General features: G+C 53.6%; 19 protein-coding genes and 1 tRNA gene. 4 read left to right on the top strand and 16 right to left on the bottom strand.

The window, feature by feature from the left end:
* Positions 1 to 34: 34 nt before the first annotated feature.
* The 5 genes from C4885_RS03720 to C4885_RS03700 all read right to left on the bottom strand — a co-directional run bounded on the left by C4885_RS03720 (position 35) and on the right by C4885_RS03700 (position 6387).
* Positions 35 to 685, bottom strand: a complete 651-nt coding sequence (locus C4885_RS03720; RefSeq protein WP_242979466.1) for an amidoligase family protein — start codon at positions 683 to 685, stop codon at positions 35 to 37.
* A complete protein-coding gene (gene dcm / locus C4885_RS03715; protein ID WP_371681617.1) occupies positions 675 to 1829 on the bottom strand; it encodes a DNA (cytosine-5-)-methyltransferase in 1155 nt (384 codons plus the stop codon). Before dcm ends, C4885_RS03720 begins: the two co-directional genes overlap by 11 nt.
* 183 nt (positions 1830 to 2012) lie before the next feature.
* Positions 2013 to 2285: a plasmid segregation centromere-binding protein ParR gene (locus tag C4885_RS03710; RefSeq protein ID WP_113999062.1), complete on the bottom strand. Its 273-nt coding sequence runs from the start codon at positions 2283 to 2285 to the stop codon at positions 2013 to 2015.
* Positions 2282 to 3211, bottom strand: coding sequence for a ParM/StbA family protein (locus C4885_RS03705; protein ID WP_113999061.1), 930 nt, complete (start codon positions 3209 to 3211; stop codon positions 2282 to 2284). The genes C4885_RS03710 and C4885_RS03705 overlap by 4 nt, the downstream gene beginning before the upstream one ends.
* A gap of 476 nt (positions 3212 to 3687) precedes the next feature.
* Entirely contained in the window at positions 3688 to 6387 is a 2700-nt protein-coding gene (locus C4885_RS03700; protein WP_158538794.1) for a prealbumin-like fold domain-containing protein, read from the bottom strand.
* Between the two features lie 59 nt (positions 6388 to 6446).
* Between C4885_RS03700 and C4885_RS03695 the strand changes: the two genes are divergently transcribed.
* Genes C4885_RS03695 through C4885_RS03685 form a run of 3 tightly spaced genes read left to right on the top strand, consistent with a single transcriptional unit; the run spans position 6447 to position 7382 of the window.
* Positions 6447 to 6806, top strand: a complete 360-nt coding sequence (locus C4885_RS03695; RefSeq protein WP_113999059.1) for a hypothetical protein — start codon at positions 6447 to 6449, stop codon at positions 6804 to 6806.
* Between the two features lie 16 nt (positions 6807 to 6822).
* Positions 6823 to 7116 (top strand): hypothetical protein, encoded by a 294-nt coding sequence (locus C4885_RS03690; protein ID WP_113999058.1) that lies wholly within the window; start codon positions 6823 to 6825, stop codon positions 7114 to 7116.
* Positions 7113 to 7382, top strand: a complete 270-nt coding sequence (locus C4885_RS03685) for a phage holin (RefSeq protein ID WP_113999057.1) — start codon at positions 7113 to 7115, stop codon at positions 7380 to 7382. The genes C4885_RS03690 and C4885_RS03685 overlap by 4 nt, the downstream gene beginning before the upstream one ends.
* 57 nt (positions 7383 to 7439) lie before the next feature.
* Here C4885_RS03685 and C4885_RS03680 read toward each other — a convergent pair whose 3' ends face one another.
* From C4885_RS03680 to C4885_RS17180, 5 genes are all read right to left on the bottom strand, one after another.
* Positions 7440 to 7706: a hypothetical protein gene (locus C4885_RS03680; RefSeq protein ID WP_113999056.1), complete on the bottom strand. Its 267-nt coding sequence runs from the start codon at positions 7704 to 7706 to the stop codon at positions 7440 to 7442.
* A gap of 4 nt (positions 7707 to 7710) precedes the next feature.
* Positions 7711 to 7926 (bottom strand): hypothetical protein, encoded by a 216-nt coding sequence (locus C4885_RS03675; protein ID WP_113999055.1) that lies wholly within the window; start codon positions 7924 to 7926, stop codon positions 7711 to 7713.
* A gap of 35 nt (positions 7927 to 7961) precedes the next feature.
* Positions 7962 to 8540 carry a hypothetical protein gene (locus C4885_RS03670; RefSeq protein WP_113999054.1) on the bottom strand — a complete coding sequence of 193 codons (579 nt, stop codon included), beginning with the start codon at positions 8538 to 8540 and terminating at the stop codon, positions 7962 to 7964.
* A gap of 126 nt (positions 8541 to 8666) precedes the next feature.
* Positions 8667 to 8897 (bottom strand): hypothetical protein, encoded by a 231-nt coding sequence (locus tag C4885_RS03665; RefSeq protein WP_113999053.1) that lies wholly within the window; start codon positions 8895 to 8897, stop codon positions 8667 to 8669.
* Between the two features lie 89 nt (positions 8898 to 8986).
* Positions 8987 to 9121 (bottom strand): hypothetical protein, encoded by a 135-nt coding sequence (locus tag C4885_RS17180; protein WP_256359658.1) that lies wholly within the window; start codon positions 9119 to 9121, stop codon positions 8987 to 8989.
* Positions 9122 to 9265: 144 nt separating this feature from the next.
* On the opposite strand from C4885_RS17180, the gene C4885_RS03660 reads away from it, so the two are divergent.
* A complete protein-coding gene (locus C4885_RS03660) occupies positions 9266 to 9475 on the top strand; it encodes an XRE family transcriptional regulator (RefSeq protein ID WP_113999052.1) in 210 nt (69 codons plus the stop codon).
* 43 nt (positions 9476 to 9518) lie between these two features.
* Here C4885_RS03660 and C4885_RS03655 read toward each other — a convergent pair whose 3' ends face one another.
* From C4885_RS03655 to tuf, 6 genes are all read right to left on the bottom strand, one after another.
* Positions 9519 to 9773, bottom strand: a complete 255-nt coding sequence (locus C4885_RS03655) for a helix-turn-helix transcriptional regulator (RefSeq protein ID WP_113999051.1) — start codon at positions 9771 to 9773, stop codon at positions 9519 to 9521.
* 264 nt (positions 9774 to 10037) lie between these two features.
* Positions 10038 to 10124: transfer RNA gene (locus C4885_RS03650), tRNA-Leu, on the bottom strand.
* A gap of 885 nt (positions 10125 to 11009) precedes the next feature.
* Positions 11010 to 12794: an AMP-binding protein gene (locus C4885_RS03640; RefSeq protein ID WP_113999069.1), complete on the bottom strand. Its 1785-nt coding sequence runs from the start codon at positions 12792 to 12794 to the stop codon at positions 11010 to 11012.
* A gap of 360 nt (positions 12795 to 13154) precedes the next feature.
* Positions 13155 to 14684, bottom strand: coding sequence for a hypothetical protein (locus C4885_RS03635; RefSeq protein WP_113999049.1), 1530 nt, complete (start codon positions 14682 to 14684; stop codon positions 13155 to 13157).
* A 1057-nt stretch (positions 14685 to 15741) separates the two neighbouring features.
* Positions 15742 to 21867: an N-acetylmuramoyl-L-alanine amidase family protein gene (locus tag C4885_RS03630; protein WP_113999048.1), complete on the bottom strand. Its 6126-nt coding sequence runs from the start codon at positions 21865 to 21867 to the stop codon at positions 15742 to 15744.
* A 1048-nt stretch (positions 21868 to 22915) separates the two neighbouring features.
* Positions 22916 to 24121: an elongation factor Tu gene (gene tuf / locus C4885_RS03625; protein ID WP_113999047.1), complete on the bottom strand. Its 1206-nt coding sequence runs from the start codon at positions 24119 to 24121 to the stop codon at positions 22916 to 22918.
* Positions 24122 to 24219 lie beyond the last annotated feature (98 nt).

Raw genomic sequence — 24219 nt, 5'->3', positions numbered from 1 at the left:
ATTTCTGGTGAACAGTCTCGAAGTAACGTCTGTTCTAAAAGATTCTCCGCATAACTTTTTTCTGCGCATAACAAGCCCTGTACCGTGACGAATGGTAGTGATAATCACTCCCATCCCGCCCTTGATACCAGCGATCTTTCAGTTGATCCATACTCGCGCCGCTGGGCAGCTTGCGGATTTCCTCCAGAATAGGCTCATCCACCGCCTGACAGTAACTATCAATGCGGGCAGGGTTAACTTTCAAAGCTGCAAACAAAATATCCTCTTTTGAGTACATAATGGACAGCACATTTTTGAGGCTCTGCGGCGTGTGCTTGCTTGCATCCACATGGACGTGCATTCCGCAGCTGTCGTTTACGATGCCGCCTGCGCGGCGTAAGGAACGGACAACCTCCTGCAGCTTTTCCATCTCGCCGTATTCAAGCTTGGGGGAGTTCAGTTCAACCTTGTAGGTTTCCCCGATAAGAACAGACCGCCTACGGCATTCGGGATGGATGCTGCCGTCCCGGACGATTTTCCACTCTTTACCGTCCAAATCTTTGACGCGGTAGGCATCGTAGCCACCACCGGAATGCTCGGCACGGGTGCCAAATAAGTCTGCCAGCGTTTGGGCTGCCGTGGCACGGTTTATCCCGGTCAGTTCGATTTCACAGCCAAAATACTGGTCACGGAAATCAAGGGGCAAGCGCCTCACCCCGCAGTTCCGCGTCCATCTTGGCAATGCGCCGCCCGATGGCTTCCACCACATTGACCGTCACGCCGTTGCCTGCCTGCTTGTAGGCTTGATTATCGCTTTGAATGGCAAGCACCGTGTCGATGCGGTCATCTGCCCAGCCCTGCAGGCGCAGACATTCGCGCGGCGTCAGGCGGCGGATGCGCCCCTCGTACAGAACACCGTGACGGTCTTTTGTGGTAAGTGTATGCATGGGTGCGCCAGGCTTACCGGTGCGTTCGGTGTTGCGGGCGAGGTCTGACTTGATGGGATTTTTGACCGGGCGAACTTCAACAGTGCCTTGTTGGCAGCCCGTTGTAAGTGTATGCGCAATCTCTTTACCAACCCGTCCGCGCCGACTGTTGACTGTGGCGTAGCTCAGGTCGATGCTGTCACCGACCTGTGCCATCTGGTAGCCGGTTTTTGTGGCGCACTGGATCGGCACTCCCACCTCATACAGCCCGGTTTTGCCACCGAAGCCACCCGGATTGGCAGCCAGCGTACAGCTTAATCCTTCGGGGGAGTAGACGCGCTCCCCTTGGTGGCCACCGTGGGTTTGAATAAGAGAACTTCCTGCTGTTTCGGTGAAAGGAAATACTTTTCCTCTACATCGCTCATCAAGATATCCGATAATGTACACGCGGTTTCTTGACTGGGGGACGCCGAAATCTTTGCTGTTAAGACATTGCCATTCCACACCATACCCCAGTCGGTCCAGCGTGTTGAGGATTGTCGCAAATGTCCTGCAGTGGTCATGATTGATGAGACCCACCACGTTCTCAAAAAGCAAATACGGAGGCTTCCTGGCTTCAGCCAATCGGGCCAGTTCAAAGAAGAGGGTTCCTCTCGGATCTCCGAATCCTTTCCGGGATCCTGCAATGCTGAAAGTCTGGCAAGGGAATCCGCCGCAGAGCAGCTGGAAGTCCGGCATGGTGCTGGGGTCGGCTTTTCGGGCATCTTCAATGAACCACTCTCCCTTCGTGTCAAACAGGGCGTTATAACTGCGGTTGGCGTATTTGTCGATTTCGCAGTGCCCTACGCATTCAAATCCTCCGGCACGGGTCAGTCCCTCGCGGAAACCGCCGATGCCGGAGAACATATCCACGAACTTGATCAAGGGCACAACTCCCGATGGGGATGTTTGCCACATTTGCGAAGGTACTTAATAGGCGCCCCTCATCAAAAGCAAAAGCAGCCCGTCACAGGCTGCACCAAACAAAATTTTTTTACCGTTCATAATGTATAAACCTCCTTTTTCCTTCTGCTTTTCTACCTATTATTAAAACATTGGAATCACCCCCTACAGTGAATTCAGGAAATCGAGCGCAGAGTCTGGTATAGCATTCTCTGACAGTGGGCTTGGAACAGCGCCGGTTATGTTGACTGCCTGCAACTCCTCCCGCACCACCTTGCGGATGCTTTTCTCCAGCCTATCTGTCTGCTCCGTTGCAAGAATGGCTTGCACCAGAAACTCCTTGCGTTTGGCTGAAGGCACTTGCTGCAGCAACGCCCATGCGCGGCGGTGCTGCGGGTCGCTAAGGTTCGGACGAAAAACGTACTGTGGGCGTTTCATGCCTCGCTTTTACGGCGCGACACGGCGGCCAACGCGCGCTCGAACCCGCCAGCGTTCACCTTATCGTCCAGCAGAAAAATCGTCTTGCAAAGGCCGTCCTTGGGGCTGAGGTGGCGGCTCACCACCGAGGCACCGCCGCCCAATAGCACGGCGGGGATAGCGCGCAAATCAAAGCCGGCCTCCATAACCGCTGACAGCAGATGTTCTGTGTACTTGCGACCCTGCCGGTTCACAATGTCGCGCACCGTATCTCTGACCGTGCAGGGCTGACCTGCCAGCATATTTTCGATCTGGGCATCCGTGAGTGACAATCCGGTTTCCCGTCGCACCTGCTCCCGAATATCATCCACGCAGCGAATCATGCCGAGTTCCAAGCTGTGCGCGGTATCAGCCGCAGGGATTGCGTTGTCGATGCGCATAAGGTCCACCGTCCAGCCGCCCAAATCCATAAGGAGCATGGACGGTTCGTCCTGCAAAAGCCCGGTTTCGGTCATGAGGGCGGCGTAGCCCTGCGGAAAAATGGCAACTTCTTCGGTGGTGATGCTGTACTCCACGCCCTCGAATTTGAAATTCACGGGCTGGTTGCTCCGCAGCAGATAATCTCTGAACCTGGGTTTGTCGCGCCCGAAACTGGTCAGTGGCAGACCCGCCGCAATGCGCACCGAGCATTCGGGCGGCAAGCCGCGCTGCCGGATTTCTTTTGCAATTGCTGCCAGCGTCAGCAGGTAGTAGTTGTCATTTATGGTCTTGTCCCGCTGGATAGGCTGCCGCCCAGAGCCACAAACAAAAAAGCACCCGCCAAACTCTAAGAGTCCTTGGCGGGTGTAGGGTTCGTGTTCTCCGTAGCTTGTCAGCCCTGCCGGGAACGAGCAGTGGGCTGTTTTGATAGCATAGTAGCCGTGGTCAATGCCGATAATGATGCTCATAGTGAAAATCCTCCTTATTGTAAATAGGTATAAAATGGGAAACTTGAAAACAAAATGAAAACTGCCGGGAAAAGCAAAAAATCCCCGCTTCATTGGCTTTTTCTGGTCCTATATGTTGATTAAAATTATTTCGCACTGTGGATTATAGTCCACCAACACATTGAGCGCACCATTCGTTCCTCTGTCTACAACAATATTTTGTTTGACAAGAATTCCGAGTTGTTGGTCTTCCTCCATGCCTGTAGACACAAAAGTGCCCCTTGCGGTTCGAAGCCCGCAAGAGGCACTTTTGCAGTTATACCTTAATCATCAACCAACACCGAGGACTTGCCTCATTCCCCTTCCGATTGACTGCCAAACACAGTGATAGATATGCCAGTAATATGATTAAATCTTATAGTTTTGGTCAATCTGTCGATTGCGATCAAGCGCATAATGTGTTTTAGAATTAGGAGTTTACGTTCATCTCGTAGACATCAGCGATTGCCACTGCGTTTTTTCAGGTAGAGTGCAACGATAAAGCCACCCACGGCCAAGCAAGCCAGAATCGACAGCACTTCATAAGGGAAGTTATCGCTCGTCTGAGGAATCGCGCTTGTTGCTCCGCTGCCAGATGCCGCTGCACTGCCGTCATTCGGCTTTGCAGTAGGCGCAGCACCCCAAGTGCCGTTTGCAATTCCTCCCGCAATATCGGGATGTTCATCCTTCACAGTATCAGCAGGTTTCTGTACCGGCTTCACAGTATCAGCAGGTTTCTGTACCGGTGCCGCAGGTTTGGTCTGGGCAGTATTTACAGCATTCCGCACTGCATCAAGGGCGGCTTTCAAGTCTTCAGCACTTGCGCGGCCTGCGATAGCAGCTTCCGCATCAGAAATTGCCTGGCGGATAGCGTCCGCGCTCTCCACAGTATACTTGCTCAGGTCAAGTTGCTTGGTTTCTTCAACCAAAGCATTCAACTCGGTGGCATCGCCAGCCTTTACCAATGCCGCCGCTGCGGCCTGCAACGTCCGTGCTGCTGCATCTACAGCCTCCTGGGTAGCGTTTTCATTGGCGGCGACCGTCTTTGCGGCCTCCAATGCATCGGCAACCAATTTCCAGGATTTTGCAGTATGAGCGTTCGCATCCATGGCCTCCACTTTGGAGATCATATCATCAATTGCAGTCATATCTGCTCGGAGCGCCAGTGCCTTGTAAGCAGCTTCCAGCTTTGTATAAGCAGCTTCGATCTCATCGGCGGTTGCATCACGGTTGGCGGCGACCTTCTCAGCTTCTGCCAAAGCCTGGGCAAGGGCAGCCCAAGAATCAGGCTGATACCTGCTTTCATCCAGTTCCTTGATGCTGTTGATGGCCGCGACCAGGTTCGAGTTGTCAGCACGCTTCGCAAGGCTTTCCATGGCGTCCTGCAGAGCGTCAGCTGCATGGTTGACAGTCACCTGGTTTGCATCCTCAGCGGCAGAGATGCTCTGCGCTTCGGCCAGCGCAGTTGCAAACGCTGCCCAGCTGGTGGTCGTGTAATCGTCTTCCACCCGGGCGGAAGCCTGCTCGATCAGCTGATTCAGAATGGTCTTGTCCACAACAGGCTCGGTGGGCTTGGCCGTAGCGTACAGTTCGGCCTCGTAGATGCGGACGCAGGCAGCCCAACCGGTGGTATCGGTACGGCTGACATTCAGCTTGAAGATCCGTCCGGTCGCATCGCCCAGATCATTGGTGGTAACATCGGCCGCGTTATCGGTGGTCTTGGCACACTCTGTCCAGTTCGCAGCGTCTGCCAGCACAGCGTTCCGTTCCTCGGCCTCCATGGCCAGCAGTTCGTCCACGTTGACCTTTTCTTCGTTCAGCACATAGAACTCGTAATTGGCAGTGTTCATGCTGCCGTTGCCGGCCGTCGGCGTTTCCGCCACGCCGACGTGGGAGACGACCAGCTGCCGGACGTTGCGTTCTTCGCCAATGTCAAAGGCGACCCACAGGTTGCTGCCATCCTCGCACCATTTGCCGGTATCGGGGTTTTCCTTGTCGCCGTCAAACAGCTTTTCGGGGCCCTGGGCAGTGCCCAGTTTTTTGCCGTTGTAGCCAACGATGGTCGCATTCTGGGACACCAGTTCCAGCTCGCCCACAGGCTCGGTGACGGTCACGGCAGCGCTGCCGGAAACCTTCGGATCCTGAACCGAGGTCGCAACAACGGTCAGCTGCTCTGCGGTCTCGTCCTCCGCAACGGTCAGCAGGCCGGTCTCGTCGATCTCAGTCGCCTCAGAGACCGCGCCGTCCACGCTCCAGGTCACAGAATGGTCGGTGATATTCTCGCCGTTGACCATAGCTGCAAACTGCTTGGTTGCGCCCTTCTCCACAGATGCAGTAGCGGGCGATACCGTAACAGATGTAACGATTGGCTCAACAGAACCGCTCTGCAGGGTAACATTCACATCGTAGGTCTGGCCTTCGGTCACGACCAGGCGCTTCACAACCGTGTCGTTGATCAGGTAGCCTGCAGGAACATTTTCGCACTTAATGGTGTACGTCCCCAATACAACCTTAGCAGGTTCGCCGGTAGTCACAGTATAGACCTTTTCGTTGTTGCTGTTGTAAACGCCATAAGTAACGCCGGTCAGTTTCTCACCCTTTGCATTGGTCGCCACCAAGTTCAAGAAAGCGGTCGGTTCCGGGAATGCGGGGATTTCGACAGTATACTTATCAGAGATCAGCTTACTGACGCGTTTTACTTGCAGGGTGAGTTCACTGCCCGCACGCGGGACTCGAATGCCACGGATAATTACCGAGGTTTCGCCAGCAGCCACCGGGAGAGAGGCTTTGGTGTATTCACCAGAGTCGTTCTCGTAAACGTAGACCACATCGCCTTCACTCAGGCCTTTCACCGTAAGAGAAATATAGATGTCGCCACCGTTGGAAGAGCTAAGCGAGCCAGGCTGTGAATAAGCTTTCGCTGTAACATCCTTTGCCGCCTCAGATTTTGCGGCATTTTCCGCCTCAAAGCTCGCGCTCAGCTTGATGCTTTCTGCGGAACCTGTGGCGGTGGTGGTGTAGTAAATACGTCCGGCTTCTTGCGTGCCAAAGTTAAGGCCGGTGATAGTGACAGTGCCGCTTTCTGCAACCGCCTCTCCGATCTTGTTATACTCGCTGCCGGATTTGGTGTAGACCGTGACAGTCTGGCCCGCAGGCACGTTCTTCAGTGTGAAGGTATCATTGGCGCACGGGCACCTATTACCTGTGGGGCACCGAGGTGGTCAATGGCCGTGTGCGCATTACCAACAGCACCAGCAATGTGGGCAAGTACGGCAAGGTCACTGGCTGGATTAGTGTGGACGATGCCAAGGCTGGCGCCGGGCTGCGTGACCAGACCACCGACAGCCGCGGCCTGACAAAGATCGTCATCGACTACGCCAGCAATGTGCAGGCCATGGCGGTGTACAATCTGGCCCAGCAGCTTGACCTCGTTGCCCCTGGCTACTACCGCAGCAGGTACATTGATGCCGCCAAGACGGCGCAGTACATCGAAATTGGTCAGATCAGCGCGGGCGATGCCGAGCATGTCACCACCCTGTGCAAAAAGGCTGCCATCGAGTACAAGACCGCTGCATAGTTGGGAGGTGGAGGCAATGACCGAATGGGGCGTTGTGGGCGTGATCGTTGTGCTGCTGGGTTTGCTTGGCACTGTGACCGCGCCTATGATTCGACTGAACACCACCTTGACCAAGCTCAACGACAAATTCGACACCTTGGACGAAAGGCTGACGGGTGTGTCGGAGAGCAACCACGCATCCCACAGGCGGCTGTGGGAACATGAAGAAATGCAGGACAACCAGCTGCACGACCATGAGACCAGAATTCAGATTCTGGAGCATGGGCCGGGCTGCCCTGCGCACCATTCCACAAAGGAGGAATATACATGAATATCAACTGGCGCGTCCGTATCAAAAACAAGGCGTTTTGGCTGGCTCTGATCCCGGCTGTACTGCTGCTGGTGCAGGTCGTGGCTGCCGTGTTCGGCTACACACTCGACCTCGGTGATCTTGGCAACAAACTGCTTGCCGTTGTCAATGCGGTGTTTGCCGTGCTGTCGATCCTCGGCATTGTGACCGACCCGACCACGGCGGGCATCGGCGACAGCCCGCAGGCGATGACCTACGAAGAGCCCAAACAGAACCCCTATAATTAAAATGAGCCCCCCCGCTGACTACCGCAACAGGTAGCCCGCCGGGGGGCTTTTTGTGGTTTATTTGTACATGCTATTGATTAGGCTTGTCTGCTCCCACTCTTCCAGCGGTAGGGGCAGGCCCGCAAACGCGCGGAGAGCCTCGTCAGAGCCGCAGTCATCGCAGATATATAGACCGCTTACCTCTCTGGACAATGCGTTTGAGGAGGCGGCCCGCTGGGTCTGTGGGTCGATCTTGAGCGGCTTGCCGCAGCGCGGGCAGAACGGCCAGCCGTTTTTCTGGTCAAAAATCATGCGGGCGGTGAGCTCGGCGTTGGTGAATTTCATGGTATCAGGCCTCCTTGATTTTTGTGACGATGATGGAGATACCGCAGATGCCGCCGATGTAGTGGTAGGTTTCCGACCAGCAATCAGCGACCTCGTACTGCTGCATGACAGGCAGGGGCAGGTCGCCCGCCGGGCCGAAGTAGATGAGGTCGGCGTCTGCCTCGGCCATGCGGATGTGGGTGTCGAGGTCGATGGGCTGTAAAAAGTCGGTCAGCGTCATTGCGGTTTCCTCCGATAATCAGTAGATGGCGTCCCTTAGTGCAGACGGTAAAGTTCATTGCGATAGCTGACGATATAGCCCTTGCTGTCCTTGTGGATGCGGACATTGGCTTTCTGGACGCGGGTGCAGCCTGTGCGCTTTTTGACGATGCTGACCGCCAGAGGGAGGTAGCGGTCAGTCAGATCGATGTAGGGGCTGGTCTTGCTCTTTGCCTTGTAGCGTTCCACGCTGAGAGCTTCGGCCTGTTCTGCCTCTGCTTTCGTGCCGTAGAATGTGTTACCGCGGCGCTTGCTGGAGCCGATTTCGTAGAAGCGCTCACTCTCGATGACCTCAAGTCGGTTGTTCCAGATAGTATTGTAGCGGACGGTGTCGTAGGGAACGACCTTATCTGCGGGAGTGCCGACAACGATTTCCAGACCGGACAGGCTGTTGAAGCTGTCGTACTCGGTGAAGCTGTCCAGCAGGACGCGGACAACCTGCTTGCCGTCCGTCAAATCAACATGGGCAACCTCGCCCTGACTGCCGCTCATCGTGGCGGTGTTGATGGTGTAGCCCTTGGCGATATACTCGGCGGCTTTAGCGGTGAATTTCTGGTTGATATCGATGTACTTCATTTTGTTTCCCTCTTGTCTTTTCTGCCTTACTCTGATAAAATAGAGGGCGGCCGGGGTAATGCTCCCGGCTCGCCGTTATTGATTTGCGGTGCGGAGTGGCGTTCTTAGCGGGGCGGCCACTCTTTTTTATTCCATTGCGGTCGTGATGCTGTCGATTACCTCGTTGAGCGTGTCGGCGGCATCGTTCAGATTGTCACACGCTTCATCAGCGCGTTCGTACTTTTCGCTGCTCTGGAGGTTTTCGGGGATATTGTCGCGGTATTCTTCTTCCTCGCAGGTGATTTCTTCGAGGTCGGCCTTGATGTCCTCCAGCCGGTCAATGATGGCCTGCAAATTTTTTCTGCGAATCTTATTCATATCATTTTCTCCTTGCTTTATCGGCTATCCGTGTGTATAATCAAAGAAGTGGGGGCGGCGGCTCCATCCGCCGCCCCTCTTCTACGGAATTACTGTTCCGTGGGCTTGCCCTGAATCAGCTTGCTGGGCTTAATCGTGATCGTGATCCGTTCTGCCAGTTCGGGATGTTCGACCAAGATTTCCAGAAGCTTTTTCAGGGCTTCTTTTGTTTCGGGCTTGTCCATGTTGTCTCACCTCCTTTCAACATCTTTATTATACAGGATTTCCTTTATATTGTCAAGGGTTTTCTTTAAGATTTTCCTTTATTTTTAAATATTTTCCTTGACGCGGTAAAGGTTTTCCTATATAATGATAGCGAGGTGATAACTATGGATTTCTCCACAAAAATCAGAATGGGCGAGGCGGTAGCCAAAATGTCAGAGGCTGAGCTTGCCCGCAAGATAGGCACGACACCGCAGGCATTCAACCAGCGTGTGAAAACAGGAAAGTTCAAGTACGAGGAATTAGAAAGCATCGCATCCGCTCTCGGCGCAGAACTGGTACTGAAATTCCGCTTCTCAGACGGAACCGAGGTGTAAAGGAAAAGCCCGAACCGCATGGCAGTCCGGGCAAGGGATAGGGTTATTTGCGGCGCTCCGGGGCGGGGCCCATTCGCTGCCGTGTGCGTTCGTCTATCTTTTCCTCGCGCACAAGAATCTCGTTGATGTCACAGTCCAGCGCTTTGCATATCTGGTCGAGCTGCTCCAGACTGACTCGGTCCGTCATTTCGTGGTACAGGTCGTTGATAGTAGAAGCCCTGATTCCTGTCTCCCGGACGAGATCCGCTTGCGTCCACTTCCTTTCGCCAAGGCGGGTGGACAGTAAAATTCTAATCATAGAACCTATCTCCTTTACGTCGTATTCTATCAAATCCTCACGGGTTTGTAAGGAATATGGTAGAATTTGGCGTGGAAACGGTATATTCTAACGCAAAAATTTCACAATTTATACAACAAAAAAAGAGGGGCAATCGCAGCTTTTCCACCTGTTGCGATTGCCCCTCTTTTTGTTGTCAATGAGTCAGTGAGGGAATAGAACAAAACAAAACGAACACATTACCGACCATTTTAACGGTTGTCTTGTGTTCGTTTTGCTCTCGTTTGGTGCGGATGAAGGGATTTGAACCCACACTCTTTTAAGGGAACTAGAACCTGAATCTAGCGCGTCTGCCAGTTCCGCCACATCCGCTTATTTTGTTTGGCCGCCTCACCGGCGACGAATATTATTATAACCAAGTATCCCCCTTTTGTCAACACTTTTTGAAAGTTTTTTTATTATTTTATGCCTTTTTAGTTTCGTCAAAATACAGTTCGCTTCATCGTCATTTATTTCCCATGTCTTACAAAGTTTTTCCTGTTTTTGTTTCCCGAACTCCCCTTTTTCATCCGAAATTCCTCTTTCCAAAAGAAAAACACAAAATTTCCTTTGTGATTTTTTCAAAAAAGAGTAGCGATATTTTTCTTTTCCCCGTAAAAGGTTGACGTTTTATAAGGCTGCGGAACGGTCAATCCCGTTCCCTACAGCATTTTTTCAGCATGTGGCTAATGATACAGTGCCCTATCGTGCTTTTCATCCGCGGATGGATTTCAAAGTTTTATTTTAGGCAACACCGCACAATTCCCGCCTGACGGCTTAAGCACCGCTCCGGCGGCTGCGGCACGGCATCTGCGTTGTCAAAATGCTCGATAATGTCGGGTTGCGGTACCCGCATCGTGCTTCGGGGGCAAAAGCCCCTCGCACTCTGCGACCGCTGCCCCTGCTTCGGTTCGCTGTTTCCGCCACTGGCGGCGCTCACCTTTGCAGCATCCAGTATTATCTGCGCTTTTGGCTTAGCAGCTGCCGCACCTCGCTCGCCGTATCGGCACTTAGAATTATGCGGTATTGCCTTTACAACTTCACAAGTATCTCCCCCGCACCGGAATCCGATTGCCCTTCTCCCCTATCCCCCAACCGCGCGTACCGTTCATCTTCATCCGCTCCCCCACCCCAAAACAAAAGGCATGTGCCCCCTTATCTCTATCATAAGGTGGGCACATGCCGTTACATTATCATGATTTTATCACGCCAAAGTCATCAGGCAATGCAGCCATCGGCAAAGCTGTTGCGCTTGGCTTTCTCTTTCTGCTGGTTGCGCTTGGCGATGATTTCTTTGCTCAGGCCAATACGGTTGGTCTTGAAGTGGAAGAACGGGCGTTCCGGTACGGTGAAAATCTCCACCGGACGCATGTAACGTTCCGGCAGGCAGGCATTGATCTTATCGCGCACATCGTCCAAGGTGTAGCCATCTTTGAGCTGGACGTACAGGTACGGCAGGAAGCAGCCCTCGTGCTCATCATCCGGCACGATAACAAAGAACTCGTCCTTGATGCCCTTGATGTCGGCATCGGCCACGATGTTCTCCAGCGGCTGCACCATCAGGTCGCCGCCGCCAAAGCGCGGGGATGCGCCGCGGGTCATCGTGTAGAGCACACCGTCCTCGGACATATAGCCAATATCGCCGGTGTGCAGCCAGGTCTTGCCGTCTGCGTGGACCTGCAGTGCCTTGGCGGTTGCTTCGGGGCGGTCATAGCCCAGCATCACGCCGGGGCCCGTCATGCAGATCTCACCGGGGGTATTGTAGGTCAGCTCTTCCTGGGTGCCGGGCTTGAAGATGCTGATGACGCTGTGGATCATCGGCACACCAACGTTGCCGTCACGCACCGGGAACGGAGCCATGGGCAGAGTGGCGTTGGAGCCGGCCTCGCTGCTGCCGTAGCCGGCAGTAAAGCGCAGGTTGCAGTTATGCTGCTTGAGGAACTCCTCAACATTGCGCAGCTGCTTGTTGTTGAATGCCTCGCAGCCGGCGCCGATGGCCAGCATGTGGGACATATCATAGTCAGCCGGAAGACGCTTGCTGCGGCGGATAACCTCCACAAACATGGGGATCAGGGGCCAGTTGTTGGGGCGGTAGCGCATCATTTCCAGGTCAACATCGTACACATCCACAAACGGATCCAGAATGAGCAGCATACCGCCGGCCAGGGGCAGCAGCATCATGGAAACCACAACAGCGATCAGAGCCGGGGGCAGGATGGTCAGCAGCCAGGTGGGGCGGAATTTATCCGAAGAGCCATAAAAGTTCATCTGGGCCAGCACGCCGATGATGCTGTGTGCAGAATGGATGACCTGCTTGGAAGGGCCGGTGGAACCGCTGGTATAGGCGCGCAGCAGCGGGCGGTCAATGTTGACAGGAGCGGGCACAAAGCCGCGAAAACGCTGGCCCATGTTACAGAAATCAGCCCACATCATGGTATCAGAGCCACGGGCGGGAACATCCGGATACAGGGCATCCAGGGAATGCTGCAGGTAAACCGGCATAGCGGCGCGGTCGCCGCTTTCCAGAGCGGGAACGATAACATAGGTATTCACGTTGGTCTGCTCACGGTAGGCTTCGATTTCGGCCTTGGAGAAGAAGTCGTGAACAAAAATCACCTTGGCATTGGCTTTCTGAACAGCTTCAATGTTTTCTTCCAGGGTGTTGTCACGGCACAGCAGCGAAGCGCCGATGCGCTCGGCTGCCAGCAGCAGATAAATGAATTCCGGCACAGAACGCAGGAACACGGGGATCTGGTCCCCCTGCTTGATGCCAAGCACCTGCAGAGCGCGGGCGGTGGCGTCTACCTTACGGAACACGGTACCCCAGGTGATATCCACGCCATAGTAGTGCATGGCAACCACGTTAGGGTCTGCAGCGCGCACGGAGAGGTACTGCTCCACGGTGCAGGCCGGAACCTGGATACCGCGCAGAACATCTGGATAGAACTTCATCCAGGGGCGGTCAATGCTGGGCTTGCCAGTCAACATCGCGTTTTCATTCATTGCAATTTCCTCCAAATGTCTTTCCCTTATAGTTACAGGGAATTAAATTATCCAAATCAAATCACGCCAAACCTTTATGGCGCTTTCCCCTGCTGTGCACATCGTTGCACAGCGTCGCCGAACCATAATGCTATAATTATCTTCGGTGCTGAACATAGTATACCATTCCTGTTTACGGAAAGCACGAGAATCCCATGGCACAAATTTCCAGAAATTGATTCCGCATGATTCACTTTTTTCACATGGATTTTCACGCTTTGGCATGGAGTTTTCTTGCAATTTCATTTTCCTCGGTGCAACAAAAGCCCCAGCTACCGCAGCAGCCAGGGCTTTATGTTTATGCGTATGTATGTTGTATTTTTAGATTTTGTTCATCCAGCTCTCTTGCAGTTCTTCCATTTCATCACTTTTGGCGCGGGTAATCAGATGGATTCCCTGCAGGACATGATGGATGTGCTCCGCAATGGCGTTGCGCTCTTTTGTCACGTTCTGGTCATCCAAATTCCAGACTTGATCAAAATATTCACTCAGGCGGTCTTCCATCACACTGTTGTTGACCATTGCAATCCGGTTGACGGGGCAGTTGTTATCCAGCCGAAGATACGATGCAGCGCCAGAAAGAAACATATTGGGGTCTGCCACATACTGGAAATCGTTCACAATGCGGCCGCTGATCAAGCGGAATTCAAGTTTTTCACGCTGCTTGCAAAGCTGCAGCACATAGCTGATGCACCGGCTGCGCTGATCCGGGGTAAGGCTGACCTTGTAACTGAAAAAGTCCAGCTCGCCGGAAACCGCCATGGAGGAAAATGCAGCTTCATAAATCAGGATGCGGATGTTTGTTTCCTCCACCACACCTTTGGCAAGGTTGTGTACGCTACGCAGCTCCGCAGGGGTAGCACCCAAAAAATCTTTCAGTTCGGCCTCGTGGGCGGTCAGGATCTCTTCAAACAAGTCATCCGGCAGCAGAAGCTCATTCAGGTGGCCGAACATCCACCGCAGATTGGAGGCCAGCAGCGTGTGCATATAGTCGTACTGGCTGATCAGCTGGCGCATGCTGGTATCGCGGAAAAGCTGGTCATCCCGCACGCAGAGCTTGGAGAAGTTATCATACAGGCTTTCGCAGTTCTGCGGGTCCTCGGTGGCGGTAACGGCAGCGCAGCGGCTGTGGCTGACCAGCAGGCCGGTAATGGCAAAATCGCCCTTGACCACAAACACCGCGCGCCCGGCAGCCGCGGTGCTGCCAAACAGCTTGAAATGAATATGGCTGAAGTTGGTCAACACGTTAATAATGAGCGCGGCATCATAGATGGGGTCCCATTTTTCGCGGCTGATATCGATCATCAGCTTGAAATAGACGTTATCATAGCTGCGCTGGTCCACCAGCTGGCCGTTTTGCAGGTTGGCAACTTTCAGGCGGTATTCGCGCGCCATTTCCATCAGGTCCATCACAGCCACAATGTCCAGCTGGCTGACGCGGCGCAGCACGGGGTGCGCCATTTTGGTCAGGTATTGCAGCATGTTCAGCTCGGCCCAAAAGTCTGTATAGGGGCCAATGCGCGCCTCGCCGCTGTCCAGCTCCTCTTGCAAATAATCATATTCAGCAATCAGGTTATCATAAATGGCGGCTTTCAGGTCACTGGGGATGCTAACGCTGTATTCCCGCAGCAGCAGGTCACGGCCATCATCGGTGGCTTCATCCACCACGCAGGCACTGATGCCCTCCATCACGCGCTTTTCAGTCTTTTTGGCAGGCAGCATGCGGCCGCTGACCCATTTTCTGATATAGGAAACATCGTATTGCAGGCGCTTGGCCAGGGTATAGTTCTTGACCTCCGCAACTTCTAGCAAATGCTCCAGCAGAATGCTGAATCTATTTTTATCATCCATTGCACCAAATCCTCTTCACCCATTTAGTTTGCACTTTTCTTTTATTCTATTATACAAGTTCCATATTTCGATTGCAAATTCAAATGATAACAGGTAAGGAAGAAATGAAGAAAATGTATTAAAATCTTTCACAATTCGCGGCCGCATTCTTTGGCATCCATGCCAGTTTGTTGCTTTTTTGTTGTTTGAACTGACAAAGTTTGTTTGTTCTGCTTGTGATATCCTCCAAAAATTATACTTCGCGCGTCATATTTGCCAAATTTAGCCGCAGTTTTTTAGTAGGTTTTGCCCTTGCACCGGCCTGATGTGTTCGCCATGTTTTTGTGTGTTGCCTTTATTATGTGGGTAAGGTAAATTGCGATTTTTTAATCGTGTACTATTTCTAGCTTTCGGCGGGGTGGGGTCACCCCGCCCTACTGATTGTTTAAGGGTGTGCTGCCCATTATAATTTGTTCTGTAGGGAACGGTCTTGACCGTTCCGAGGCCTTGTCCGATTGGTCGTGATGGGATTTGTGGCAGGGCAAGGTGCCTGCGGGCGCAGTGACTGTTCCAAGGCGTTGGATTCGATTGCTTTAGGTTTGCGGCAAGGAACCACCCCTCAGGCCGCTTCGCGTCCAGCTCCCCTCCAGGGGAGCCACCGCAATCATAAGGTAAGATACTGGCTCCCCTTAGAGGGGAGCTCCGGCGAAAGCCGGTGAGGGGTGGTTCCTCGCGCAGAGCCTGATAAATGAGATTTGTGACTGGGCTCATCCGGCGGCCAATGGGCTGGCCGCCCTACCGTACAGTTACCAACAAAAGGCCTGTAATTTATACGCTCCTCCGGAGCGTCGGGGACGCCGCCCCCTACGGCATAGCAAGGTATATTGCAATTTTTAAATTGTGTATTGTTCCCAGTATTTCGGCAGGGTGGGGTCCCCTGCCCTACTGGCCTGGCAAATATTTCACCGAACCTATGCCCACAAATACAAAAATGCCGCAGCAGACTGTTACATCTGCTGCGGCATTTCTATTTAGGGGTTAATGGGCTGGGTTACAGCTCATTGTTCAGGCTGTGGGATTACTGCAGAACGCCGGTGTTCTTATCGAAATGATAAGTGCGGCCATCGATGACTGCATCGCCCTTAGCCATGGTGCCATAGATCGGGTCGAAATAGTAACGCTTGTCAGCGCTCCAGCCCTTGATCATGTGGCCCTGTGCATCGTAACGGACCCACTTGCCGGTACCATCGGCGCGGTCAGCCCACTGGCCAGCTTCGGATTCCTGATAGACATCCTTGCTGGTGGCTTTCTTGCCCTGGTCAACGGCATCCAGCCAGTACCAAGCGTCGGAAGCCGGGTCGTAGATTTCCTTGCCGCGGCCATCCAGGCCCTGGCGAACGCCCTTTTCGTACCAGAAGTCAGCGCCTTTGATGGTCAGCCACTGGCCGTCCAGAGCGATACCGGTGTACTCGTCAAATGCGCAAGGTACACCGTCAATATCGCCTGCGCCCTTAGCCATAGCGCCGGTGATCAGGTCAAAGTAGTAGGTGCCCTTATCGGTCGTCTGCCAGCCCTTGACCATGTGGCCGTTCTCATCGTAACGGACCCACTTGCCGGTGCCATCGGGCTTATCAGCCCACTGGCCGGCGGCGGATTCCTGGTAAACGTCCTTGTTGACGGTCATTGCGCCGCCCTGGACAGCATCCAGCCAGTACCAAGCGTCGGAATCGGGATCATAGATCTCTTTGCCGCGGCCGGTGGTACCCTGCTTCACGCCCTTTTCGTACCAGTACTTCTTGCCGTTTTCTTCAACCCAGCCGTTCTTCTCGCCGAACTTGGCGGTGTAGTCCTTGCCGTTGAAGTTGACAGCAGCGGTGGTAACGCCGCTGGTCTGCTTTACCGTTGCATCCACGAACTGTGCGCTTGCGCAGTTCTTATCGGTGCAGGTAAAGACAGCCATTGCGGTAATGGTGGTCTTTTCAGCGGCACCATGAGCGGTGCGCTCCTCGGCCTCAAGAGCCTCGGTTTCGGTGTTGTCGCCGCCGTTCTCATCCGGAGTGGTGGGTTCGGTGGGCTCAGTAGGTTCAGTAGGCTGAACAGCAGTGAAGGTTGCTTCGATCTTCACATAGTTTTCAGGCATAGTGAAGGTGTAAGTGTTGCTAGCTTCCTTAACCTTGGCTGTAATGTCTGTAGGTTTGTTGCCTTCCTGATAAGAAGCACTAGCCAGCTCATATCCAGCCTCTGCGGTAAAGGTAGCAGTAACATTCTCGCCAACCTTGAAGTACTTCTTGCCGCCCTCAAAGGTAACAGAACCATGTTCAGTCGGTGCAACCTCAACACCATATGCAACGATTTCAAACGTTGCGGTGACAGTTACGTTGTCGGCAGGCATGGTGAAGGTGTAAGTGCCGTCAGCACCAGCGGTGCATGCAACTGCAGCACCCTTGCTGTCAGCAACTTTCAGGCCGTCCTCAGCCAGCACAGCCTGAGAGTACATAGTCTCGTCTGCCTCAACAGTCAGGGTAACGGTATCACCTGCTGCGGCGGTTTCCTTATCAGCGGTTACAGTGCCGTTGGTAGCTTTGTTCACTGTCACAGTGTAGGCTTCCGGTTTCTTTTCGACATACTCTGCAGTGACTTTGACATCAGCTGCGGGCATCTTAAAGGTAGCCTTGCCTTCTGCGTTCGGGGTCAGCTTTTCGGTCTTGGTATCTTCGCCGCTCTTGTAGCTGTAGGTCAGGCTGTCAGCCTTGAGCTGGTAGTTATCAGCTGCCTTAACGGTAACGGTAACGTCGGTGCCCTCAACAGCTGCGGTCGGGTCTACGGTAACAGTGCCGTTATCAGCAGGAGCTGCGGTAACCTTGTATTCCTTAACAAACTCTGCGCTGACGTTGACAGGGTAAGCAGGCATTGCAAAGGTGTAGGTGTTGGCTTTTTCGGTATCAGCCTTCACTTCAACGGGCTTCTCGGTGTTGTCAGCGTCTTTGTAGGTAACCTTCACGCTGCCAGCCTTCAGGGCATAGCCGGTTGCGGGCTTAGCAGTCAGGGTTACGGTTTCCTTCTCAGCTGCTTCTTTAGCGGAAGCAGTGATCTCACCATTGGTCAGGGGAGCAACATTGACCTCATAGGTCTTAGCGTCTTTGGTAACGCTGATGGTCACATCGCCGTCCGGCATGGTGAAGGTGTAAACCGTCTTAGCCTTTTCGGTGGTAGCCTGGGCTGCGGCTTCGTCCTGCGCTGCTTCCTGAACTTCAGTCAGAGCAACATCGGTATCGCCGTTCTTTGCGGTAACGGTAACGATATCGGTGCCTTTCTTTTCTACGGTCAGGGTAACGGTATCGTCCTTGATGTAGGTGTTGCTGGTGGTGCCCAGGGTCAGGGTAACGCCTTCAACTGCATCGGGCAGGGTAACGGTGTGGGGGGTGCTTTCGGTTGCGGTATGGCAATCAGAGCACAGGTACACATTGTTGCCAACGGACTTGGTTTCCAGCTCGTCCAGCTTCCAGGTATGGCCCTTGGGCAGTGCGCCGTCAGCGTACTTCTTTTCACCCTTGGTCAGGCCGTACTTGTTGGTGCGGGCCTGGGTGTAAGCGGGGGTATCACACCATGCTTCAACGGAAACATCGGTGGTTGCGCCGCTGCTCAGGTCGCTGACCATGTCGGACATCGGCATGGTTTCAACCAGGTTAGCGCACCACATGAACTCTTCGTTCTTGTTCTTCTCGTCAGAGCTGCTCATGTTCTGGTTGTAACTCGGGTTGTAGTTCCAGGACTCGGTCTGGTAGCTCTTGCGTTCAGCATAAGGAGTGCCGGCGGCATCGGTCTTAACAACCGGCTTGCCATCGGAACCCAGCTCGTCCAGGCTCTTGTAAGTGTTGGACAGGTTGGTGCCGACAGAAACGATCAGCTGATCCTCGGTGGTTTTGATGCCGGTGATCACAGTCTGGCCCTGCTGGGTGGTGGTAGTAAAGCTGTAGCTGTCACGCAGGGTCAGGCCCGCCAGAGGATGGTTCATGAAGGTCTTCAGATACTGCACACTGTCGGTATTCTGGGGGCTGTCCATGATAACCATGCTCATGCCGGGAAAGTGGGTATCGGGAACCATGTTGCCGTCCTTATCCTTGGTCAGCTTAATGCCGCCATAGACGGTGTTGTATTCCTTCACTTCTTCCACTGCGCCGGTGGTCGGGTCCATACGGTAGATGGCGTTGTTGACGTTGAAGTACAGCTTGCCATCATACAGTGCGGTAGAGTGTACCAGTGCGGGGTAGATCCGCTTTGCAGCAGCGTCTGCCAGGCACTCGGTGTTCAGGTTAGAATCCGCTGCACTGCTATCGATCTTATAGATGGTGCCAGCTTTGGCCAGAACCTCGGCATTGCTGTCGTCATCATTGAAGTTGCTGCTGGTTTTCTTCAGATCGTTGTAGTACATCAGGACGATATCAAACGGGTCATCCGTCTTGGTAAAGCTGCTCATGCTGAAGCCGCCGGAGCTGCTGGAATCCGCTTTGCGGATATAGTAGTTCGCTTTACGCGGACGTGCTTCCAGAGTATCGGGGCCCTGGTTCTGCATCTTCTTCATGAACTGCTGCATCTGGGAGTTGTTACCAGAGCTGCCGGAACCAGAGCTGCCGTTGTTGCCGTTCTCGGCCTGCTGGCGGCGCATGTTGTTATACAGGTTCTGGTTGGTCGTGGTATCAACGTAATAGAAGTAATTATTGTCGAAGTAGATGGGGCTGCAGATAGAGGTGAACCAGGTATCCTCGTAGCAGGTATCGGTGTAACGGGTCTCGTTCTTGTTCTCCGTCTTGGTGTAAGAGTAATGCGGCTTGCCGTTGTTCAACACAACATTGCCGTCATCATCCACATCGGGATTCTTGTTCTTGGTGTAGGTGTAGCCATCGTACAGCGAGTCAATGTAATCATAGTACTTGCTGTAACGGCCTTCCAGACCGGAGGGAGAAACCAGGAAGTTGACATGGCGCAGGTCGCCTGCGTTCTCAACACGGGTCTGGGCCATGCACTCGGTGTTCACGTCATCATAGCAGACGTCAACATAGTACCAGTTCTTGTTGGCTTCGCCGGTGGTCATCGTAGCAGAGTTGCTGTCGCCCTGCAGCTTGTTGACCTTGACTGCGTTGAAGTAGTGGACGTTGTTGAACATGCCGCCGCCGAACGCATTACCGGCAACACTGGTATCAGAAGTATCGCAGTAATACAGGATCTGGGCAAAGTCAACAACAGCATCGTTGCCTACTTCATCGGGGGTCTTCCAAACTTCTTTGCCGTCAACGGTCTTTTTATAGATTTCCTTGTTGTCAGGCAAATTCTGGACCATGTAGTTAAATGCAGCTGCATAGCCCAGGCAGATGCAGCCATACTCAACGCCCTTAGCGCCGATCTCGCCGCCCAGCAGGGCACCGAAAGCAGTCGTCTGGATGGGGTCGTTGTTGCCGCCGCCGGTGATATCGCCCATGGAGCCCATATCGAATTCTGCAACCTGGGAGATCCAGTCGTGCAGGATCAGCAGCTTGGTAACATAGTCAGCGCTGTCACCCAGCTCGGCAACCTGTTTCAAGCCTTCATTACGGATGGCTTTCAGAGCTTCGCCATAGTTCATGACGTAAGACATGAACGCCTGCGGCAGCATGTTCAGCATGAATGCCATGGTGGTCGGCGGGACATCATCGTTCGGATCAATGCTGCACAATATCTTGATTGCGCCCATGGTGCCGGTGATGCTGCCATCCTCGCCCTGCTTCTGAACGCCCTTGGAGGTCCAGAACGGGGCAACCACGCCGAAGTACTCTGCTTCGTCCTGGTTGAACTGCGACAGCTGGAAGTAGTAGTAGTTCATCTGCGCAGTCGAGATATCGTAAGTATTGGTGACCTGGTTGCCCTGGTCGTCCACATACACGGCAGTCTTCTGGCTGTCGTACAGCAGCAGGCTGGGCTTGCCCTTGTTGTCGCCGCTCTGATAGGTGAAGTTCACCTTGCTTGCGTCAACCGGGCTGTTCTGCATATCGTACCAGTTGCCGCCATCCATTGCGGACACCAGGGTAACGCCGGTGCCGCCGGAGGTGGTATCCAGGGTCGGGGTGCCGCCCACGTTGATGTAGACGGAATTGTCATTCTGGTCTACCACAACGCTGACCGGCATGGTCTGCATCGGCTTGGTGCTGATTTCTTCGCCGCAGACAGCGCACTTGAAGGTGATGCTGGTGCATTCCCAGTCAATGGTAACGGGAGCGCCGGCAGAAATTTTGCCGGTTTCGCTGTCATAGAACAGCTGGGCATTATCTTTGGAAAATTCGCCCTGCTGCGTTTTTTTCATTTCCCAGTTGAAGGAAACAACAAAGTTGCCATCTGCATCCTTGGGCACGGCATGGCTCTGGCAGGGCAGGGCGGCAATGTCATCGGTGCGGGTGGTGGGTTCCTTGTATTCCTTCTTAAGCGGGCTCTTGTCAGCGGGCACGCTGGCAGAGTAAACGGTCTTGCCGGCAACGCCGGGCTTTGCCTCGGTGGTATCCTTGGTTACGGTGCCTTCTACCTTCTGGTAGGCATCGCCCTTTTCACAGGTATACACAGCGGTGTAAGCCCAGCTGTCATCGGTCTTGGTCCAGTAACCATCGGGGGTTTCCTTCCAGGTATGGGTGTGGCCATCCTCCGGGTTGGTGTCATTCCAGTACCATTTCGGCTCGCCATAGGTATGGCCGTCTGCAGCGGCGCTGGCCGCAAAGGTATCGGAGTTTTCAGCAACGTAAGCCTGTGCGTAGCTGTCAGCCTGCTGCGCAATCACTTCATCATCGCTGTTGGTCATGGACTCCATCGCAGAGGTCATGCCGGAGCTGCCGGTAAAGGTAACGGCGGTCACAACGCCTGCGGCGTTCGTCTCATAGCCCAGGTCGGTAACGGCGCTGGACAGATGATACGTTTTGATGGTGGCAGCCATCACCGATGCCATCTCGTCCTTGTTCAGGCCATAGGCTTCGGTGTTGATCTTGCCGGCTGCGGCGTTGGCGTACATGGCATCGGCCAGTGCATTTTCCAACGCTGCAAGGCTCATGCCCGCCTTGCTCTGTGCAGTCGCTTCCAGCTTGGCATCGTCCTGCTCCAGTTCATGCACTTCACCCTGGGCAGCCAGCGTTTGGGCTGTCTGCTTGATCAGGTCTGCGGTGCTGGTGAACTTGGGCAGGGACTGCACAGCGCTGGCCGCGCTTGCTGCGCTAGCTGCAACAGACTGCGCTACCGAAGAATCAAATCTTGGTAGTTTCGGCTGCTGCGGGAAGCGCCACGCTTTGGGCAACCATGGCTGCTGCCAGCACGGATGCACCAAAACGCTGAAGGTTTTTCTTCATAGTTTTATCCTCCCTTAAGTGGTTACTACTTTCCCCTTTTGTGTGAAAAGTGGTACGGCAGATGTGCGGCACTTTGCAGGTGTTGATTGCAAAACGCCTGGTTGTGCTCCCTCGGTCTGGCGATCCCTTGCCGGGCTGCGGCCTGCTTTTGGGGCTTTTGGCCCCGGCACAGCGGCTGACAAAACGTTGTACCGGCTGCATGCCTTGATCCCGCAAATGATAACCTTTCCGACACATCTAAGTATATACATTATATCACAGTTGCCAGAATTTGCATAGTTAATTAGAGCGGTTTCTATGTAAATTTTTCTCCTTGAATCAACTGAAACCTGTTTTCCGCACATTATTTGCGCTGCGGTGCGGTGACTCTTTGGCGGTATTTATTAACATTTTTGAATGGTTTATTCCTGATTTTATCAAATGATTAAACATTTACCCCGATAATGTTCTTTGCAATCTCTTAATCCAATCACCCGGTATTGCGATCGCGCATTTTTTGCCATTTCGGTTTGGCTTGTTGTTGAGAGATTTGGCAGAGATTGGAGGAAACTTGAAGGGAAAATTGGAGGTTGAGAATTGCCCATTATAAATTGTACTGTAGAGAGCGTTCCTGACCGTTCCGAAAACTTCGGGATAGATCAACCCTTGCCCCTTAACCGCGACCTGAAATACACCTTCCCAAGGTAGGGCGGTGTGAGTGCCCCCTCCTGCTCCACTTTTTCAAAGTTCCGAATGGTGTCCTCTCCCCTATCTACAATTCCTGATGTTTTCATGATGCCTTCCTTGGTCTTCCACACCCGGCCTTTGCCCCCTCCCCGTCCCATAAGTCGTACACAACAAAAAGGCCCCTGCCTTAACAGCAGGAGCCTTGAAAGCTATATCACAAGCCGAAAATTACTTCTCGATCTTGGAAACAACGCCGGAACCAACAGTGTGGCCGCCTTCGCGGATAGCGAAACGCATGCCTTCTTCCATGGCAACCGGGGTGATCAGCTCAACGTGCATATCAACGTTGTCGCCGGGCATGCACATCTCAGTGCCTTCGGGCAGGGTGATGATGCCGGTAACGTCGGTGGTACGGAAGTAGAACTGAGGACGATAGTTGTTGAAGAACGGGGTATGACGGCCGCCTTCTTCCTTCTTCAGGACGTAAACATGGCCATCGAAAGTGGTGTGGGGATGAACAGAACCGGGAACAGCCAGAACCTGGCCACGCTCGATCTGGTCACGGTCAATACCACGCAGCAGAGCGCCGATGTTGTCGCCAGCCTGAGCGAACTCGAGGCTCTTGCGGAACATTTCCAGACCAGTGATGGTGGTGGTCAGCTTCTCTTCCTTCAGACCAACGATTTCCATCTGATCGCCGACATGAGCAGTACCACGCTCAACACGACCGGTAGCAACGGTGCCACGGCCGGAGATGGTCATAACGTCCTCAACGGGCATCAGGAACGGCTTATCAGCAGCACGGTCCGGGGTCGGGATGTAGCTGTCAACAGCGTCCATCAGCTCCCAAATGCACTTGTATTCCGGAGCATCGGGATCCTTGGAAGTGCTCTCCAGAGCCTTCAGAGCGGAACCACGGATGATCGGGGTGTTGTCGCCGTCGAAATCCTGGCTGTCCAGCAGTTCGCGAACTTCCATTTCGACCAGGTCGAGCAGCTCTTCGTCGTCAACCATATCGCACTTGTTCAGGAACACAACGATCTTGGGCACGCCAACCTGACGAGCCAGCAGGATGTGCTCACGGGTCTGCGGCATCGGGCCATCGGTTGCAGCAACAACCAGGATAGCGCCGTCCATCTGAGCAGCACCGGTGATCATGTTCTTGATGTAGTCAGCATGGCCCGGGCAGTCAACGTGGGCATAGTGACGCTTCGCGGTGTGGTACTCAACGTGAGCGGTGTTGATCGTGATACCACGAGCCTTCTCTTCAGGAGCCTTATCGATGCTGGAGTAATCCATGAAATCGGCGTCGCCCTTCAGAGCCAGAACCTTGGTGATAGCGGCAGTCAGAGTGGTCTTGCCGTGGTCAACGTGACCGATGGTACCGATGTTGACATGCTCCAAAGAGCGGTCAAATTTTTCCTTTTCAGCCATTGGAAGTATCCTCCTTTAATTCAAACAGATAAAATAGCCTGTTGTAAGGCTATCATACTAGATTTTTCAAGAAAAATCAAGTATTTTGCGCGAATTTG

Origin of the sequence: Subdoligranulum sp. APC924/74, from assembly GCF_003324125.1 — a bacterium.
GTDB classification, from domain to species: Bacteria; Bacillota; Clostridia; order Oscillospirales; family Ruminococcaceae; genus Gemmiger; species Gemmiger qucibialis.
This window is presented reverse-complemented; position numbering and strand designations above follow the sequence as displayed.